Here is a 17,802-nt window from a genome sequence, read left to right as displayed (position 1 = left end):
AGGGCAGTGATACGACACCTAAAAGTGATGCAAATAGCAACATTTAGCAGATGCGGGTGTGACAAAAAATTGATGCATGGAAGGCAAAAACAACCTAGCTGAACGCTCCAGCTCCCCAGCTGAGCTACCTGCTAAATCCCTCCTTGAGCTTACCCAAGTGTTGGCAAATGCTGTCAGCGCCGATTTTCTGTGCCTGTTTGCCAAGACCATTGCGCAGATTACTGGAGCCAGCGAAGTATTGGTTGCGCCACTGCCTTCGCGCGCCAAACCCGCCAAGACCCTGGCATATTGGACCCAGCAGCAGGTGCTCGATGCCCGCCTCAGCCCAGTGACGGGTGAGCTGGCGAGCCTGATTGCGCAGCACGCTAGCCTGCGCATCGACGATTTTGCAACGGCCTATCCGGGCTATCGTCTGCCGGCAAGCTTGGCCAGCGAGCCGCTACATACCTTTTGCAGCGTGCGCTTAGACAATGAGCACGGTCAGCCTATCAGTTACATTGCGGCCAGCTATTCGCAGGGCACCCCCGAGCAGTTCGCCGGGCTATGCCAGCCCTTTATCGCTCGCCTGTTGGCCGAGTTCGAGCAACACAGTTTGAATCAGGATATGCGCCTGTCGGCCGTGGCCTTTGAAACCAATGAAGGCCTGCTGGTTACTGATACCGAGCTGACCATCGTGCGGGTTAACCAAGCGTTTAATCGCATTACCGGCTATCGCCAAGATGAGGTATTGGGGAGAAAGCTGTCTGAGCTGCTCCCCGGGATTGAGCTGGCAGGAGTACGCGGGGCGAGCGGTGAGCAGCGTTACCACGCTGAGGTGAAGCGCGAGCGGAAAAATGGCCAAACCTATTTGCAGCAGGAAACGCTGACGGCGGTGACCAACAGCGAGTCGCAGGTCACCCACTATGTGTTGTGCCTGCAAGATGTGAGCGCCCGCAAAGAGAGTGAGCAGAAGATTCAGCACCTCGCTTACTACGATGAACTGACCGGCCTGCCCAATCGCCGCAAGTTACGCGAAGAGCTGATGCGCTGCTTTGAGCTGGCGCGTGAGCAAGATAGCGTCGGCGCACTGCTGTTTATCGATCTGGACCATTTCAAGAACATCAATGACTCGCTGGGCCATGCTGCGGGCGATTGGCTGTTGCAACAGGTATCGAGCCGCTTGCAGAACCTGATTCGTCAGGGGGATGTGCTGGCGCGCCTTGGCGGTGACGAGTTTGTATTGTTGCTGGGGGAGCTGGGGCATAGCCCGCCACAGGCCGAGCAGCAAGCCAATATGGTGGCCAAGCGCCTGATTAAAACCGTATCGCGCCCCTATTCGCTGGATGGCCAGGAGCTACACATCGGTGCCAGCGTCGGGATCACCCTGTATCCCGGTAAACAGCAGCAAGCCGATGATCTGCTCAAGCAAGCCGATACCGCCATGTATCAGGCCAAATCAGCCGGACGACGCACTGCGGTGTTCTTTGAGCAAGGCATGCAGCGGCGCGCCGATAAACGCCTCAAGCTGCACAATGCCCTGCGTAGCGCCTTGGTTAACGATGAGTTTTTGTTGTACTTCCAGCCTCAGCATATGGTCTCCAATGGCGAGCTGGTCGGGGCTGAGGCCTTAGTGCGCTGGCAGCGAGAGGGCCAAGGCTTGGTCTCGCCCACCGAGTTTATTCCGGTTGCTGAGGAGTCGGACCTGATTATCGACATCGGCATGTGGGTGCTGGAGCAAAGCTGTAAGTCCATCGAAACATGGCGCGAGCTAGACCTTGAGCTGCCTGAGTTGTCGGTTAATATCAGCGCCAAGCAATTCCACCACCCAGACTTTGTGGATCGGCTAGAGGAGCTGCTGTGGCGCTACAAGGTCGACACCTCGATGCTCAATCTAGAGATCACCGAGGCGGTGATCCATGGCCACGCCGAAGACACTATTCAGAAGATGGAACAGCTCAAGGCCTTAGGATTACGCTTCTCCATCGACGACTTCGGTGCCGGTTACTCTTCGCTTAGCTACCTAAAACGTCTGCCGGTGGACGAGCTTAAGATCGACCGTTCGTTTATCCGCGATATCCCCCGGGATCGCCGCGATATGGCGATTGTTGAGGCGGTGTTGGCGATGGCCCGTCATCTTGGTTTTACCGTTACCGCCGAAGGGGTAGAGACTCCCCAACAGCTGGCATTCCTCAAGCAGCAAGGCTGCACCTTCTATCAAGGCTATCTCTCCAGCAAGGCAATCCCTGCCGACGCCATGGAGCGATACATCCGCCGTTTTCAGCGTAAATTTGCCTAAGCCCCTTATTTTTAAGGGCCTGCTCAGGTATAACTAAGTCCACAACCGGATACTTTGCATCTTATCAGGAGGATTGGCTGACTATGCTGCGGCTTTTCGTTTGGTGCTTCAGCGTGCTGCTTGGGGTGGCGCACGCTCAGGACTTTACTCGTTCTCACGCCCTTATTATGCATGGTGAACCGGCGCTGGCAGCCGATTTTGCCCACTTCGATTACGTCAATCCTGAGGCGCCCAAGCAAGGAACGGTTACCTTCGATGCTACCGGCACCTATGACACCTTTAACCCCTTTATTGTTAAAGGCAACTCGGTGGCTGGCATCGGCCGGATCTACGATACGCTGCTAACCTCCAACCCCGATGAAGCCTTTACCCAATATGGCTTGCTGGCTGAGACCATTGACTTGGCTGAGGACTACACCTGGGTGCGCTTTAACCTGCGTTCCGAGGCGCGCTTCCATGATGGTCACCCACTTCGCGCCGAGGATGTGGTGTTTACCTTCAACACCTTGATTGAAGAGGGCGCGCCGTTCTATCGCGCCTACTATGGTAACGTGGTTAAGGTGGAAGCCGAAGGCGAGCTGGCGGTGCGCTTTACCTTCAAAGACGGCAGTAACCGCGAGTTGCCGCTGATCTTGGGTCAACTGCCAGTATTGCCTAAGCACTATTGGGCCGACAAAGAGTTCAACAAAGCCGATCTAACCCGCCCCTTGGGCTCAGGTCCTTACCAAATAGACAGCTTCGATGCGGGCCGCAGTATCCGCTATGCCTTGGTCCAAGACTACTGGGGCAAGGATCTGGCGGTTAATATGGGGCGCAACAACTTTGCCCAGATTAACTACGAATACTACCGTGATTCGTCAGTGGCGCTGGAAGCCTTCAAGGCAGGGCGTATTGACTACCGCTTGGAAACCAGTGCCAAAGATTGGGCTACCGCCTACACCGGGCCGCAATTCGATAGCGGCGAGGTGCAAACCGTAAGCCTCGAGAATCATAATCCGCAAGGGATGCAATCCTTTGCCTTTAACACCCGCCGTGACAAGTTCAGTGATATTCGGGTACGTCAGGCCTTGGGCTTAATGTTCGACTTTGAATGGACCAATCAGCAGCTGTTCTATGGTGCCTACAATCGAAGCGAGAGTTATTTTGCTGCCTCTGAGCTGGCTGCCACCGGACTGCCTAGTGAGGGCGAGCTGGCACTGCTAAAGCCATTCAAAGCGCAACTACCCGAAGCGCTGTTCACCCAGCCCTTCCAACTAGACAAAACGCGCGGTGATGGCAACTTGCGGCCACAGATGAGAAAAGCATTAGCGCTATAGAAAGATGCGGGTTGGAATTTGCAACAAGGCAAGCTGGTGGATGCCCAAGGCGAGCAGTTTAAGATTGAGTTCCTACTATTCCAGAAGAACTTCGAGCGCATCGTGCTGCCTTATACCCGCAACCTGCAGCGTATCGGCATTGCCAGTGAAGTGCGGCTGGTGGATGTATCGCAGTACATCAATCGGGTGCAGAGCTTCGACTTCGATATGATGGTGGCAAGCTTTCCGCAGTCTTCCTCGCCGGGTAATGAGCAGCGCGAATTTTGGGGCTCCAAAGCGGCCGACCAAGTGGGCTCACGTAACGTGATTGGGATTAAGAGCGAGGTGATCGACAGCTTGGTCGAGACCCTGATCCACGCCCCGGATCGCCAAGCGCTGATCGACGCCAGCCGCGCCCTGGACCGAGTGCTACTGTGGTCCTACTACGTGGTCCCACAATGGCACTTAAGCGCCTGGCGGGTGGCCCATTGGAACAAGCTGCAGCGCCCCGAACGCAATCCTCAATACGATATTGGCCTCGATTCATGGTGGGTTGAATAAGCCTTTATGACCGCCTATATCATTCGACGTTTGCTGTTGATGATCCCCACCTTGTTGGGGATTATGACGCTGAATTTTGTAATTATTCAGTCGGCCCCGGGCGGGCCGGTTGAGCAAGCCATTGCCAAGCTACAAGGGCTGGATACCTCGGCAACCCGCCGGGTCGATGCTGGGGTGGATGGCGAGCTACTCTCCACCACCATTAGCAGCGGCAGCCAGAGCCAGTATCGCGGTGCTCAAGGTATGCCGCCGGAGCTGATCGCCGAGCTCGAAGAGCTGTACGGCTTCGATAAGCCGATGCTCGAGCGCTACGTAGACATGCTGTGGAATTATCTGCGCTTTGACTTTGGTGACAGCTTCTACCGCGACTCCAGTGTGATTGAGCTGATCGTAGAGAAGATGCCGGTCTCGATATCGCTGGGCTTGTGGACCACACTGCTGGTCTATGGCATATCGATACCCTTGGGGATCCGCAAGGCGGTCAGTCATGGCTCGCGTTTCGATATCTGGAGCTCGACGGTGGTCACCATTGGCTTCGCCATCCCCAACTTCCTGTTCGCGATTATGCTGATTGTGGTGTTTGCCGGTGGCTCTTACCTAAGCTGGTTCCCACTGCGCGGACTGACCTCGCCGGATTGGGAAACCTTTAGCGCCGGGCGGAAGGTGCTCGATTACTTCTGGCACTTGGCGCTGCCGGTGACCGCTATGGTGATCTCCAGCTTCGCCACGCTGACCATGCTTACCAAGAACTCCTTCCTTGATGAGATCAACAAGCAATACGTGTTGACCGCACGCGCCAAGGGGCTGACCGAGAACCGGGTGCTCTATGGCCACGTGTTCCGCAACGCCATGCTGCTGGTGATCTCCGGCCTGCCAGCGACCTTGGTCAGCATCTTCCTGACCGGCTCGTTTATGATTGAGGTGATCTTCTCCCTCGACGGTCTGGGGCTACTCGGCTTCGAGTCGGTGGTTAACCGCGACTATCCGGTGGTGTTTGGCACCTTGTACATCTCTACGCTGATTGGCTTGGTGCTTAAGTTAGTGAGCGATATCACCTATACCCTGATCGACCCTCGTATCGATTTTGAGAGGAGGGGCTAATGGGACTCGTTACACAATGGCAGCGCATCAAAGCCAGCCCAATCAACCAACGCCGTTGGTCGCAGTTTCGTGCCAACAAGCGCGGCTACTGGAGCCTGTGGCTGTTTCTGGCGCTGTTTCTACTCTCACTGGTCGCTGAGCTGATTGCCAACGACGAACCGCTGCTGATCCACTATCAAGACCGCTGGATGAGCCCGCTTATGAACGCCTACAGCGAGCTGGACTTCGGTGGGGATTTTGATATTCCGGCGGACTATCGCGACCCCTATATCGTCGATCTTATCGAAGCCGAAGGCCGCCTGTACTGGGCGCCGGTGCGCTTCTCCTACGACACCATTAACTTCGAGCTAACCGAGCCCGCGCCGTCGCCGCCGACCTCGGTAAACTGGCTCGGCACCGATGACCAAGGGCGCGATGTGTTCGCTCGGCTGATCTACGGCTTCCGCATCTCGGTGTTGTTTGCACTGGTGCTGGCCACGTCCTCGTCGGTAATCGGCGTGGCGGCGGGGGCGATGCAGGGCTATTTTGGTGGCCGTATCGACTTGCTCGGGCAGCGCTTTATCGAAGTATGGTCGGGCATGCCGCAGATGTTCTTGCTGATTATCCTCTCCAGTTTGGTTCAACCAAACTTCTGGTGGCTGCTCGGCATCTTGCTGCTGTTTAGCTGGATGGCGCTGGTGGACGTGGTGCGGGCCGAGTTTTTGCGTGGCCGCAACCTGGAGTACGTTAAAGCAGCGCGCGCGTTGGGCCTGGGCGATGTGGCGATTATGGCGCGCCATATTCTGCCGAATGCGATGATTGCCACCGTGACCTTCCTGCCATTTATCTTTATTGGCGGGCTAACTGCACTGACTGCGCTGGATTATCTTGGCTTTGGTTTGCCGCCGGGCTCGCCATCGCTGGGCGAGATGGTGGCGCAGGGCAAGAATAACCTGCAGGCACCTTGGCTGGGCCTGACCGCCTTTTTCTCCATGTCCGGGATCTTGGTTTTGCTGGTGTTTATCGGCGAAGCGGCCCGCGATGCCTTCGACCCTCGTAAGCGGATGTAGTATGAGCGCCTTATTAGAAATTAACGACTTACGGGTTCGCTTCGGCGATGGTGATGAGGTAGTCAAAGGGGTTAACCTGGCGCTAAACAGCGGCGAGGTGTTGGCGCTGGTGGGTGAGAGTGGTTCGGGTAAGTCGGTCACTGCTCTGTCGGTGCTCTCGCTACTGGAGCATTCGGCCAAGGTTGAAGGCGATATCCGCCTCGATGGCGAGGCCATCCTTAATCAGCCCAAAGAGATCATGCGCGCACTGCGCGGCGACAAAGTGGCGATGGTATTCCAAGAGCCGCTGACCTCGCTAAACCCTCTGCATACCGTAGAAAAGCAGATCGCCGAGATCTTATTTGTCCACCGCGGCCTAGCCCGCAAGCAAGCGCGCGAGCGGGTACTGGAGCTGTTGGAGCTGGTGGGCATTCCCGAGCCGGAGAAGCGGCTGGGTGCCTACCCCCATGAGCTAAGCGGCGGACAACGCCAGCGGGTGATGATCGCGATGGCCTTGGCCAATGAGCCAAAGCTATTGATTGCCGATGAGCCAACTACCGCCTTGGATGTGACCATTCAGCGGCAGATCCTCGACTTGCTGCGCGAGCTGCAGCAGCGTTTGGATATGGCGATGCTGCTGATTACCCACGATTTGAATGTGGTGCGCCACTACGCTGACCGGGTCGCAGTGATGCGCCATGGTGAGCTGTTAGAGGAACAGACCTGCCAACAGCTGTTTGCCAATCCACAACACCCTTACACCCAAGAGCTGTTGGATGCCGAGCCGAAACGCGGTGAACTGCCGGATATGCAGCCGCAAACCATCCTGACCGCCGATGAGGTCAAAGTGTGGTTCCCGATTAAGCAGGGCATCTTGCAGCGCACCGTTGATCATATCAAAGCGGTCGATGGGGTTAGCCTCAGTCTCAATCAGGGCGAGACGCTGGGAATTGTTGGTGAGAGTGGTTCGGGTAAGAGCACACTGGCACAAGCGCTGCTGCGTTTGATCGATAGTGAAGGAGAAATTCACTTCGAAGAGCAGCCGCTGCATAGCTACAACAGCAATCAGATGCGACGTATGCGTCAGCAGCTGCAGATCGTTTTCCAAGACCCCTTCTCATCGCTTAGCCCTCGGATGTCGGTGTTTGAGATTATCGCTGAGGGCCTGCGCCTGCACAGTGAGCTAAACGAGGACGAGTTGGTCGAACGAGTCAACCAAGCGCTGGTCGACGTCGGCCTTAGTGCCGATCTGGCCCACCGTTATCCCCATGAGTTCTCTGGAGGTCAGCGCCAGCGGATCTCCTTGGCCCGTGCGTTGGTGCTTAAGCCCAAGCTACTGGTGCTGGACGAGCCTACCTCGGCACTGGACCGCTCGGTACAGAGCCAACTGCTCGAGCTGCTGCTTGAGCTGCAGCAAAAATACAACCTCAGCTACCTGTTTATCTCCCACGACTTATCGGTGGTTCGCGCCCTTAGCCACCGGGTGATGGTGATGCAGCACGGCGTGGTAGTGGAGCAGGGCGACACCGAACAGCTGTTTGCTGCACCACAACAAGAATACACTCGCAGATTGCTACAGGCTGCACTAATCTAAGCCGAGGGCCTGCTTGTTATTAGGGGTCATATTTAATGAATCCGAATTAACAACAGACCCTTGTGGTTGGTTGGTGCTTACTGCTAGCCTAGCCATTCTCTTTCAAGCCAAGTGACTAGCGATTCTGGGAGTGTTCTAGTGAAAGGCTTTATTCGTGCAGGGATGGCGTCGCTGCTGCTGACGCTAAGCATTCAACCTCTGCAAGCATTTACCGAGCAGCAAATCGAGTATCAACAGGTCCGAGACTGGCAGCGCAACGGCAAGTGGAAACAGGCCGATAAGGCGCTGTCTGAGCTTGAAGACTATGTGCTCTACCCCTATCTCAAGTACTACCAGCTTAAGGGCAATCTCACCCGGGTAAAACGCCAAGAGGTTGAGTCCTTCTTGCAGGCATACCCCAATTATTATCTCAGTGACGCGCTAGAGCGGCGCTTTTTGCTAGAGCTTGCCCGGCGCAAAGACTGGGCCGGTTTTCTGGCTTTCTATCCGCGCCAGCCTGCCAGTACCGACCTCCGCTGCCATCACTTTGTTGCCCACTACCAACAAGGCAACTTGGAGCAAGCGTGGCAGGGTGCCGAGCAGATGTGGCTCTATGGCAAATCACGCCCTAAGGCCTGTGACCCACTGTTCGAAGCCTGGAAAAAGGCCGGCAAGTTAACGGATCAGCTGCGCTGGGAGCGGATGCTGCTGGCCTTCGATGCGCGCCAGCCGAGCTTGATGAACTATCTGGCAAGGCCTTTTGATGGCAGCTTAGCGGCTGATGCCAAGCTGCTTGAGCAGGCTTACAAGCAGCCTAATGGTTTGCTCGAGTCTTCCAAGCTCACCATGAGCAAGGCGCGCCACCAGCAGATCGCCAGCCTGGCCATCAAGCGCTTGGCACGCAGCGATGTGGAGCAGGCGATTGCTCACTGGCAGCGCTTCGATGCGCAGATCCAACAGCAGCCACCGCTCTATCAAGTCTCGACCCGCTATTTAGTGCAGCGGGTCATCGGTAAAAAAGCTGAGCCGCTGATGCCGTGGGCCGACAAGCAGTTGGCATGGCTGGAAGATAGCGACAGTATCGAGCGTCGGTTGCGTCTGGCGGTGACCCAGCAGCAATGGAGTGAAGTGCTGCGCTGGACCGCGCGTCTGCCGGATGAGGTGAAGAAGAAAGATCGCTGGCTCTACTGGGAGGCGCGTAGCTACGCCGAGCAAGGGCAGATGCCACTGGCACGGCGGATCTGGCAGCAGCTGGCCAATGAGCGCAGCTACTATGGCTTTATGGCGGCCCAGCAGCTGGATTTAGCGCCTAATCTGCGCGAGCAACGCCACGAGGTTAGCCCGCTACGTTTGCAGCAACTGAGTGAACATCCCCCGGTGCAGCGGGTGTCCGAGCTGTACAGCCTTAGCCAGATCGTCTCGGCGCGCAGCGAGTGGATGAGCTTGATGCGCAGCGTGCCCCCTTCGGTGATGCTCGATTATGGGCGAGTGGCCGAAGATAAGGGCTGGCATGATCTCAGTGTGCAATCGGCGATCGTCGGCAAGCAGTGGGACCAATTGGAGCTGCGTTTTCCGCTGAGTTATAGCGATGAGTTCCGCCGCTTTGCCGATATGCGCAAGGTCGACCATAGTCTGCTTATCGCAGTGGCGCGCCAAGAAAGCGCGCTCTATCCGCGTGCGGTAAGCTCGGCCGGGGCACGTGGACTGATGCAGCTGATGCCTGCCACCGCCCAAGAGACCGCCAAGAAGATTGGCTTCCGCTACGCCTCGCGCAGCCAGCTATATACCCCAGAGGACAATATTCGCCTTGGGAGCGCCTACCTGCAGCAGCTACTCAAGCGCTATCAAGGCAACCGGATATTGGCCACTGCCGCCTATAATGCGGGGCCGCACCGGGTGTCTCGTTGGTTGGATGAGCGCGGCGATGTGCCAGCCGATGTATGGGTAGAGAGCATTCCCTTCCGCGAGACCCGCTTCTACGTGCAGAATGTGCTGGCCTATCAGGTGATCTACCAGCATCGCTTGCAGCAGCGGCCGACTCAGGTGCTGCTCGATAGTGAGTTGAAGTATGCCTATGGCGGCTAGTGAACCGTTACTTTGAACACAAAAAAGCGAGCTGGTTGCTCGCTTTTTTAATCACAGCCTGTCTTACACGACTACGGACTTAACCTATCCGCCATCCACCCTTTAGCATCGAAGCTGTAACGGAAGCGGTCGTGCAGGCGGTCAGCCTTACCCTGCCAGAACTCGATATTGTCGGGGATCACGCGATAGCCGCCCCAGAACGAGGGCAGAGGCACCTCTTTGTTCTCAAACTCTTTGGTGTATTGCACCACCTGACGTTCCAGCGATTCGCGATCGGCGATCACCTGGCTCTGGTGGCTGGCCCAGGCGCCGATCTGGCTACCGCGGCCACGGCTGTGGAAGTATTCCTTCGACTCTTGATGCGACACCCGCTCAACCCGGCCCTCAATGCGCACCTGACGCTGCAGGATATTCCAGTGGAAGGTCAGACAGGCCAATGGGTGGGCCTCCAACTCTTCGGCCTTACGGCTGCCGTAGTTGGTGTAGAACACAAAGCCGCGTTCATCGAAGCCTTTTAGCAGCACCATTCGGGCAGAAGGGCGCCCATCTGGGCCAACCGTGGCCACATTCATGGATTCAGGCAACACAATGCCTGAGCGTTTGGCATCTTCAAACCACTGGCCGAACAGGGCGTACGGGTCTTCATTACCGGTGGGTTCCGGCATATCTAACAGTACCCCTTGACCAAGGGTGAAGGCACAACGAATTTTGCTTAATAAAGACATAACGATGGAGTTCAACAAATACCAAAAATTTGACTTAGTCTAGTTGCATGGACTAGCTAAGTGCTTGGAAGTTCTTTACAGTTTACACTCAGTTAAACGATCAGACTATGCTGATTTCTATACCCTTGGTATCATGTCGCATCGTTTTTTATAGAGAAATATCATGGGCATCGAGGGAGTACTCTGTGGCAACCATTAAAGACGTTTCGCAACTAGCTAACGTGTCTATCTCTACTGTTTCACGTGTTATCAACAATACCGCTCAGGTTGCTCCTGAGAAAAAGGAAGCGGTATTGCGCGCCATGGAAGAGCTGCACTACCGTCCTAACAGCTTTGCCCAAGCCCTGGTCAGCAAGCGTTCCGATTGTATCGGTCTGGTTGTGGGTGATTTGGGTGGCGGCCCCTTCTTCGTGCAGATGATGAAAGGCATTGAAGATGTGGTGGCTGAGTCTGGCAAGTACGTTATCGTGATGTCAGGTCGACACGACGCCGACAAAGAGCGCCATGCCATCGAGATCCTGCTGCAACGCCAGTGTGATGCGGTGATTGTGCACTCTATGGCCCTAAGTGATGAGGAGCTGCAGGAGATTGCCGACTGCGATACCCCATTTATCTTTATCAACCGCTTGGTGCCGGGCTTTGAAGACCGTTGTATCCACCTGAACAACAACGAGGGCTGCTACAAAGCGACTCAGTTCCTGATTGAGAAGGGCCACCGCGATATCGCATTTGTAACCACCGATGACTTGGCCTTTAGCGATGGTACCCATCGTTACAACGGCTATGTGCAGGCGCTGGAAGATGCCGGGATTTCACTTAATGAGCAGCTGGTGGTTCGCGCTTTCCCTGATGAGATGGGTGGTAGCCGAGCCGTTGAAATGCTACTCGAACGCGATACGCCGTTCACCGCGGTGGTTGGCTACAACGACTCGATGGTAGCGGGGGCGCTTTCGGCGCTGCGTGACCGTGGCTACAACATTCCGCAGCAAATCTCAGTGGTTGGCTTCGACGATAACCACTATGCACGCTTCGTACATCCGAAACTGACGACCGTACGTTACCCCATCGAAGACATGGGCAAGCGCGCCGCGCAGCTGGCATTGGATATCCTCGACACCAAGGATAAAGAAGGTCAAATGCCAAATATCATGGACTTGGAGTTCCATCCACAGCTGATCGTGCGCGACTCCGCAGTCACCAAAGCTTGATATTCATCATCTAATTAATAAAAGGTATGTTCTGCCTTTTATTTTCCTCTTGCTTTGAAAGCCTTTTCTGGTATCGTTTTCAACACAAATGCATCATATTAGCCGCATTTGTTGTCGATGAAGCCTCGGCTTTATCGCTACTTTCCCGCTGTTTGGAAACGCGTTACCGACTCAGCGAAAGCTGTTTGCGTTTCTATAACATTTATCACGACCTAAATTTATTTAGGTCGTTTTTTTGCCTGTCACTTTATCCTCAACAGCGCCTCTATCTCTCTGTTATAGTTCTATGCTTGCGCGCCACATAGGCCGACTCAGGGAGTGTAAGGATGTCCATTAACCGTATCAGCATTGTTGGGCTTGGCTGGCTGGGCATGCCTTTGGCTAGCCGCTTAATCGAGCTTGGCTACCAGGTGGTGGGCAGCAAACGCGCCGCCGCCGAGGTCGAGCAGGCCCGTTCGCTGGGGATAGACGCCTATCCGCTGGAGCTGGCTCCTCACATTATTGGCGACACGCCTGCCGAGCTGTTCAACGCCGACTTGCTGATTATCAATATTCCCCCCGGACGCAAACAGCACAGCGCTGAGTGTCATCAGGCGCAGATAAGCGCTCTGCTGGATGCCGCCAAGCAGGCTGGTGTGGCCAAGGTATTGTTTATCTCTTCCACATCGGTGTATGGCCCGCAGCAGGGTATCGTTACCGAGCAAAGCCCTGAACAGCCCGATGTAGGCTCGGGTACCACCTTGTTACATATCGAGCAGCAACTGTTGCCGAATGGGCCTTGGCAGGCCAGTTGTCTGCGCTTTGGCGGCTTGGTGGGTGGTGAGCGCAAGCCCGGACGCTTTCTTTCTGGCAAGACCCTTTCTGGTGCTAACAGTCCGGTCAACCTTATTCATCGTGATGACTGTATCGGGGTGATTAGTGCGCTGATCAAGCGTGATATCTGGGGGGAGACCTTTAACGTATGCGCCGATGGCCATCCTTCTCGTCAGCAGTTTTACACCCGTGCAGCTGAGTGCTTAGCGCTGCCGCCGCCACAATTTAATGACCAGCCAGGGAGCAACAAATGGGTGGACAATGCCCTTATCAAGCAAACCCTGGACTACCAGTTTGTATTCCCCGACCCGATGCAGTGGCTCAGCGCCACTAAGTAGTTATAGGGCCTGTTTACCTTTGGTATTCGTTTTTGCAGCGATTTCTAGGTCAAGCAGGTAAGGAAAAGCCTGTGCAGTGTAGTAATCTACACAAACAGGCTTTGACGCTGCATGGTTGGCTTAGAAACGCTTCCCTTTGGGTTCATTTAAACGGCATCTGCGCAGCATCCTTCGCTTCTTACATAGAGTAACTATGAGCAAAGCTCACTCCTTGCTCAGATGCCGTTTAAAGTGAACAAAAGTCGAATACCAAAGATAATCAGGCCCTAGAGGTAAACCATGATAGATTTTCGCAGTGATACCGTCACCCAGCCTTGTAATACCATGCGCCAATTAATGGCCGATGCTCCCGTCGGCGATGATGTGTATGGCGATGACCCCACGGTAAACGCTTTAGAGCAGTATGCGGCGGAGCGCATGGGTAAGGCCTCGGCGCTGTATTGCAGCTCTGGCACCCAAGCCAACTTGCTGGGGATCATGGCGCATTGTGGGCGCGGTGATGAGTACCTGTATGGCCAACAGGCCCACAACTACAAATATGAAGCTGGCGGTGCAGCGGTGCTGGGCAGCATTCAGCCTCAGCCGCTGGCCAATGCCGCAGACGGCTCTATCCCGCTAGAGCTGCTAAAAGGCGCGCTAAAGCCGGATGATTTCCATTTCGCGATGACCCGCATGCTGTCGCTGGAGAACACCATCGGCGGGAAGGTGTTGCCGCAGTCCTACGTGTTGGAAGCGGCGACCTTTGCCAAGGCGCACCAGCTCAAGTTCCACCTCGATGGCGCGCGCATCTTCAATGCGATCGTTAAATCGGGTATCGATGAGCGTGAAGCAGTCGCCCCTTTCGACAGCTTTACCATCTGCCTCTCCAAAGGCCTGGGCGCGCCAATTGGCTCGCTGCTATTGGGCGATGAAGCGTTTATCCAGCGGGCCAAGCGCCTGCGTAAAATGCTAGGAGGCGGCATGCGTCAGGCGGGCATTATTGCCGCGGCTGGTCGCTATGCGCTGGAGAACAATGTGGCGCGGCTGGCTGATGACCATAACAACGCCTTGCTGCTGGCCGAGCTGCTGTCGCAAATTGACGAGCTGGAAAGCGATCCAAGTCAGGTGCAAACCAACATCGTCTACGCCCGTTGCCGTATGGGTAAGGCCAAGCAGCTGTCTGCGGCCTTGGCGGAGCAGGGCATCTTGGTCAGCGCGGGCGAGCCGATCCGCTTTGTTACCCACCTGAATGTGGATGAGCAAGCGGTGCGTACTCTGGTGAATGCCATCAAACAGTTCTATCGGGAGGCCTAGTGCTAAAGATTGAAATGCTGAGCACCGGCGATGAGGTGCTCCAAGGCGATATTCTTGACAGCAACGCTGGCTGGCTTGGTCAGCAGCTGGCTGAGTGCGGGCTGAAATTCAGCCGTCGCCAAACCGTAGCGGATGACCTTGTTGATATCATCGATGCCATGGACCAAGCCGCCAAGCGCGCGGATTGGGTCATCGTTAACGGCGGGTTGGGGCCGACCTCGGACGATCTTAGCGCTGCGGCCGCAGCCAAGTTGGTTGGTAAGCCACTAGTCTGCTTTGATGATTGGCTGGACAAGCTGCAGGGCTGGTATGACGCGCAGGGCAAGAGCATGCCACAGAGCAACGTTAAACAAGCCATGCTGCCTGAGGGGGCAGAGCTGGTGGACAACCCCATCGGCACTGCCTGTGGCTTTGTGGTCGGGCACCATGGCGCCCGCCTGCTATTCACCCCGGGGGTGCCGAGCGAGTTTAAGCGTATGCTAAGCGACTACTGGTTCCCGCTGCTCTCTGCGTATCAGCAGCAAGAGCAACAACAGCAGCAAGGCCAGCAGTTGGGAGTGAAGCGCTTCTACACCTTCGGCCTGTCCGAGTCGTCGTTAAGCGATCGTTTGGATAGTATGGCGCTGCCACAGGGCATGCGTTTGGGCTACCGCTCCGCCCGACCCACCATCGAGGTTAAGCTGTTTGGTGATACTAACCAACCCGAATTCGCGACCACTGCCCAGCAGTTAGCCGAGGAACTTGGTAGCCATGTGTTTAGCGAAGACCGCGGTGATTGGAGTAAGTACCTTGGCGAGCTGCTGATTGCTGCCAAAGCTAAGCTGGCCTTAGCCGAGTCATGCACCGGCGGGTTGATAGCCAGCGAGCTGGTGGCGATCCCCGGCAGCTCCGCCTATCTGGAGCGCGGCTTTGTTACCTACAGCAATCAGGCCAAGATGGAGTGTTTGGGTGTCGACGAAGCCTTGCTCGAATCCTTCGGTGCGGTTTCCATCGAGGTGGCGCAGGCCATGGCCAAAGGTGCGCTAACCAACAGCGGGGCGGATATTGCCCTGTCGGTCACTGGTGTGGCAGGCCCTGGTGGTGGCTCGGATGAGAAGCCGGTCGGCACGGTGTGTTTCGCGCTGGCTACCCCTGATCAATGCTTTAGCCAGCGGCTAAAACTGGCGGGTCGTTCGCGCTCGGCGGTGCGACTGGTATCGGCCTATGTGGCGTTGGATATGCTACGCCGTTACCTCACCGGCCAAGAGGTGTGCGCCGTTTACGACAGTATGCAAACGGTGGATAGACAGCAATCTCATTGAATTAAATGAAATGTTCTCCCTGACTGGCAGGTCTAAGCTATTACATATACCCGTATAGCAATGTAGACACTGACCAGTTTGGGAGCCCTATGTTTATTAAAAAGAACCGTCCCTGGGAAGAGCCGGAGTTGGCCGTTACCCCTGAGCACATCTACAAAGAGCGGCGTAGCCTGCTCAAATCCATGGGCTTTTTAGGCGCGGGTACCTTATTAGCGCAATCGGCTCCTGCCAATGCCTTCTTGTTCGGCGGCGGAGATGACCAAGCAAGCTTTGTCCGCCAACCGCTGCAGTTCGATGATATTCCTCCAGAGCATAAAGACGGGTTAACGCCCGAGAGCAAAGCCATCTCCCACAATAACTTCTACGAGTTTGGTACCGCCAAGAATGACCCGGCTGAGAATGCCCAAGGCTTTAAGGTCGAGCCCTGGACGCTACGCATCGACGGCTTAGTGGATAAGCCGTTGACCCTGGATTACGACGACTTGTTTGCTCGCCCGCTAGAGCAGCGGATCTACCGGTTGCGCTGTGTGGAGGCGTGGTCGATGGTGATCCCTTGGGTGGGCTTTTCGCTCAGTGACATACTGGCCCAAGCCAGCCCTAAGAGCGATGCCAAGTATGTGGCCTTTGAAACCCTCTACGATCCAGAGCAGATGCCCGGGCAGAAGAGTCGACGTATCGGTGGTGGTATTGACTACCCCTATGTGGAAGGGCTGCGTCTCGATGAGGCGATGCACCCGCTAACCATGCTGGCCGTGGGCATGTATGGCACAACCCTGCCACCACAAAACGGCGCGCCAATCCGCTTGGTAGTGCCGTGGAAGTATGGCTTTAAGAGCATCAAGTCGATTGTACGGATCCGCTTGACCGACCGCCAGCCAACCACCACCTGGAATCTGCTAGCGCCCCATGAATATGGCTTCTACGCCAATGTAAACCCGGCGGTGGACCACCCGCGCTGGACTCAGGCAACTGAGCGGCGCATCGACGACTCAGGTTTGTTGGGGCGCACCCGTATTCCCACCGAGCCATTTAATGGCTACGGCCATTTGGTGGCTAACCTATACAAAGGCATGGACTTAACCAAGTTTTACTAGCGCAGGTTAATCGAGGTATGAAGCAGTTTAATCAGCATCTGGCCAAGCATACCTTGGCCTACAAAGTTGGCCTACACACCCTGTTGTTGTTGCCCCTGTTGTACATGGTACTGGCCGTTACCAGCCAAAGCTGGGGCGGCGACCCGGTACAGGCGATCATCCACTTTTTGGCAGAGACTGCGCTACATGTGTTGATACTGACACTATTGCTGGCGCAATTGTCGCGCCGCTATCGCTTGCCAGCACTGCTGAAGTTTCGACGGATGATTGGTCTGTATGTGGCGTTCTATGCACTGGCCCATGTGTTGGCTTATTGGCTGCTTGAGTTGGGCTTATCGCTACAACTGTTTATCACCGAACTCGCCAAACGCCCCTATATCTGGCTGGGAATGCTCTGCTTTGTGGTATTGCTGGCGCTGAGCCTCACGTCGTTCCGGTCGATTCAATCTAAGTTGGGCAAACGTTGGCTGCAGTTGCATGGCTTGTTGTTCCCTACCGCGTTGCTGGTGATCTGGCACTACTGGTGGTCACTGAAATCCGGCTGGCAGGAACCTGCTCTGTATCTCGTGCTGGTGGTGGCACTGCTGCTGTGGAAGCGGCTACAGGTGCAGCGTTGGCTGCTCAGTTTTCGCTCTTAAATACTAACTTTCGATCTTAAATAGTCGTGCGGTAGGGCTTTAGGCCCTATCGCCAGCTCACACCTGGTAGCACTTCTGCTAGTTACTCTTCCGTTTAGCCTTTTCTCTTCATCGCTCTCTCGCTGGGCATGTCGCTCGATTAATTGAGTCTGATTCGCTTTATCTAACTACAAGTTCGCGAAAGAGTTCACAAAAATGCAGGCTGTGCAGCAAAACGTAACTATCAAATAAGTTAATAATTGCAGCCTAAAGACGTGCCAACGATTGCAACAGCCTCGCAGTGGACAGGTCGTAGTGGCTAACGATTAGAAGTTTGCGAGGTTGGTTAGTTAGTCTTGCCGTGAACCTGTCCCCATTCGTCCTTTGCCAGTCTTCAGCCTATCGGCTGAAGACTGGTATTTTTCTTTTAGTCCGGTGCTATCCATCGCTTTATAAGCCCGCCGTTTGCTGCGGTATCTACCACGCTTTGATTAA

Annotated in this window: 14 protein-coding genes; 13 read left to right on the top strand and 1 reads right to left on the bottom strand. The window is 55.5% G+C overall.

Annotated features, from left to right (window positions below):
• The first annotated feature begins 76 nt into the window (after positions 1–76).
• The 7 genes from G462_RS22945 to G462_RS0114935 all read left to right on the top strand — a co-directional run bounded on the left by G462_RS22945 (position 77) and on the right by G462_RS0114935 (position 9,918).
• Positions 77–2,275 carry a putative bifunctional diguanylate cyclase/phosphodiesterase gene (locus G462_RS22945; RefSeq protein WP_051326777.1) on the top strand — a complete coding sequence of 733 codons (2,199 nt, stop codon included), beginning with the start codon at positions 77–79 and terminating at the stop codon, positions 2,273–2,275.
• Between the two features lie 83 nt (positions 2,276–2,358).
• Positions 2,359–3,591 (top strand): extracellular solute-binding protein, encoded by a 1,233-nt coding sequence (locus G462_RS22940; RefSeq protein ID WP_245579580.1) that lies wholly within the window; start codon positions 2,359–2,361, stop codon positions 3,589–3,591.
• An 18-nt stretch (positions 3,592–3,609) separates the two neighbouring features.
• Positions 3,610–4,131, top strand: a complete 522-nt coding sequence (locus tag G462_RS24970) for a periplasmic substrate-binding domain-containing protein (protein WP_245579579.1) — start codon at positions 3,610–3,612, stop codon at positions 4,129–4,131.
• Between the two features lie 6 nt (positions 4,132–4,137).
• Positions 4,138–5,232: a microcin C ABC transporter permease YejB gene (locus G462_RS0114950; protein ID WP_026959708.1), complete on the top strand. Its 1,095-nt coding sequence runs from the start codon at positions 4,138–4,140 to the stop codon at positions 5,230–5,232.
• On the top strand, positions 5,232–6,281 hold the full coding sequence (locus G462_RS0114945) for an ABC transporter permease (RefSeq protein ID WP_026959707.1): 1,050 nt from the start codon (positions 5,232–5,234) through the stop codon (positions 6,279–6,281). Before G462_RS0114950 ends, G462_RS0114945 begins: the two co-directional genes overlap by 1 nt.
• 1 nt (position 6,282) lies before the next feature.
• A complete protein-coding gene (locus G462_RS0114940) occupies positions 6,283–7,854 on the top strand; it encodes an ABC transporter ATP-binding protein (RefSeq protein WP_026959706.1) in 1,572 nt (523 codons plus the stop codon).
• 138 nt (positions 7,855–7,992) lie between these two features.
• Positions 7,993–9,918: a transglycosylase SLT domain-containing protein gene (locus G462_RS0114935; protein WP_026959705.1), complete on the top strand. Its 1,926-nt coding sequence runs from the start codon at positions 7,993–7,995 to the stop codon at positions 9,916–9,918.
• A 71-nt stretch (positions 9,919–9,989) separates the two neighbouring features.
• On the opposite strand, the gene pdxH is transcribed toward G462_RS0114935, so the two are convergent.
• Positions 9,990–10,643: a pyridoxamine 5'-phosphate oxidase gene (gene pdxH, locus G462_RS0114930; protein ID WP_026959704.1), complete on the bottom strand. Its 654-nt coding sequence runs from the start codon at positions 10,641–10,643 to the stop codon at positions 9,990–9,992.
• A gap of 185 nt (positions 10,644–10,828) precedes the next feature.
• Here pdxH and G462_RS0114925 point away from each other — a divergent pair, with 185 nt between their 5' ends.
• The 6 genes from G462_RS0114925 to G462_RS0114900 all read left to right on the top strand — a co-directional run bounded on the left by G462_RS0114925 (position 10,829) and on the right by G462_RS0114900 (position 17,328).
• On the top strand, positions 10,829–11,851 hold the full coding sequence (locus G462_RS0114925; protein ID WP_026959703.1) for a LacI family DNA-binding transcriptional regulator: 1,023 nt from the start codon (positions 10,829–10,831) through the stop codon (positions 11,849–11,851).
• A gap of 326 nt (positions 11,852–12,177) precedes the next feature.
• Positions 12,178–13,002, top strand: coding sequence for an SDR family oxidoreductase (locus G462_RS0114920; protein ID WP_026959702.1), 825 nt, complete (start codon positions 12,178–12,180; stop codon positions 13,000–13,002).
• Between the two features lie 279 nt (positions 13,003–13,281).
• Positions 13,282–14,295 (top strand): low-specificity L-threonine aldolase, encoded by a 1,014-nt coding sequence (gene ltaE / locus G462_RS0114915; protein ID WP_026959701.1) that lies wholly within the window; start codon positions 13,282–13,284, stop codon positions 14,293–14,295.
• Positions 14,295–15,596 (top strand): CinA family nicotinamide mononucleotide deamidase-related protein, encoded by a 1,302-nt coding sequence (locus G462_RS0114910; RefSeq protein WP_026959700.1) that lies wholly within the window; start codon positions 14,295–14,297, stop codon positions 15,594–15,596. The genes ltaE and G462_RS0114910 overlap by 1 nt, the downstream gene beginning before the upstream one ends.
• Positions 15,597–15,685: 89 nt before the next feature.
• Positions 15,686–16,690 (top strand): protein-methionine-sulfoxide reductase catalytic subunit MsrP, encoded by a 1,005-nt coding sequence (msrP, locus tag G462_RS0114905; RefSeq protein ID WP_026959699.1) that lies wholly within the window; start codon positions 15,686–15,688, stop codon positions 16,688–16,690.
• A 17-nt stretch (positions 16,691–16,707) separates the two neighbouring features.
• On the top strand, positions 16,708–17,328 hold the full coding sequence (locus G462_RS0114900) for a protein-methionine-sulfoxide reductase heme-binding subunit MsrQ (protein ID WP_051326776.1): 621 nt from the start codon (positions 16,708–16,710) through the stop codon (positions 17,326–17,328).
• The last annotated feature ends 474 nt before the right edge of the window (positions 17,329–17,802 follow it).

This window comes from Aliagarivorans taiwanensis DSM 22990, assembly GCF_000429505.1.
Classification (GTDB): Bacteria; Pseudomonadota; Gammaproteobacteria; order Enterobacterales; family Celerinatantimonadaceae; genus Aliagarivorans; species Aliagarivorans taiwanensis.
Note: the sequence above shows the minus strand (reverse complement) of the source record. Positions and strands in the feature narration are given on the sequence as shown.

Excerpts from the sequence above, each read along its gene's own strand:
- G462_RS0114900 (WP_051326776.1), top strand. The coding sequence starts at position 16,708 with ATGAAGCAGTTTAATCAGCATCTGGCCAAGCATACCTTGGCCTACAAA.
- G462_RS0114940 (WP_026959706.1), top strand. The coding sequence starts at position 6,283 with ATGAGCGCCTTATTAGAAATTAACGACTTACGGGTTCGCTTCGGCGAT.
- G462_RS22945 (WP_051326777.1), top strand. The coding sequence starts at position 77 with ATGGAAGGCAAAAACAACCTAGCTGAACGCTCCAGCTCCCCAGCTGAG.
- G462_RS0114920 (WP_026959702.1), top strand. The coding sequence starts at position 12,178 with ATGTCCATTAACCGTATCAGCATTGTTGGGCTTGGCTGGCTGGGCATG.
- G462_RS0114945 (WP_026959707.1), top strand. The coding sequence starts at position 5,232 with ATGGGACTCGTTACACAATGGCAGCGCATCAAAGCCAGCCCAATCAAC.
- G462_RS22940 (WP_245579580.1), top strand. The coding sequence starts at position 2,359 with ATGCTGCGGCTTTTCGTTTGGTGCTTCAGCGTGCTGCTTGGGGTGGCG.
- G462_RS0114950 (WP_026959708.1), top strand. The coding sequence starts at position 4,138 with ATGACCGCCTATATCATTCGACGTTTGCTGTTGATGATCCCCACCTTG.
- pdxH (WP_026959704.1), bottom strand. The coding sequence starts at position 10,643 with ATGTCTTTATTAAGCAAAATTCGTTGTGCCTTCACCCTTGGTCAAGGG.
- ltaE (WP_026959701.1), top strand. The coding sequence starts at position 13,282 with ATGATAGATTTTCGCAGTGATACCGTCACCCAGCCTTGTAATACCATG.
- msrP (WP_026959699.1), top strand. The coding sequence starts at position 15,686 with ATGTTTATTAAAAAGAACCGTCCCTGGGAAGAGCCGGAGTTGGCCGTT.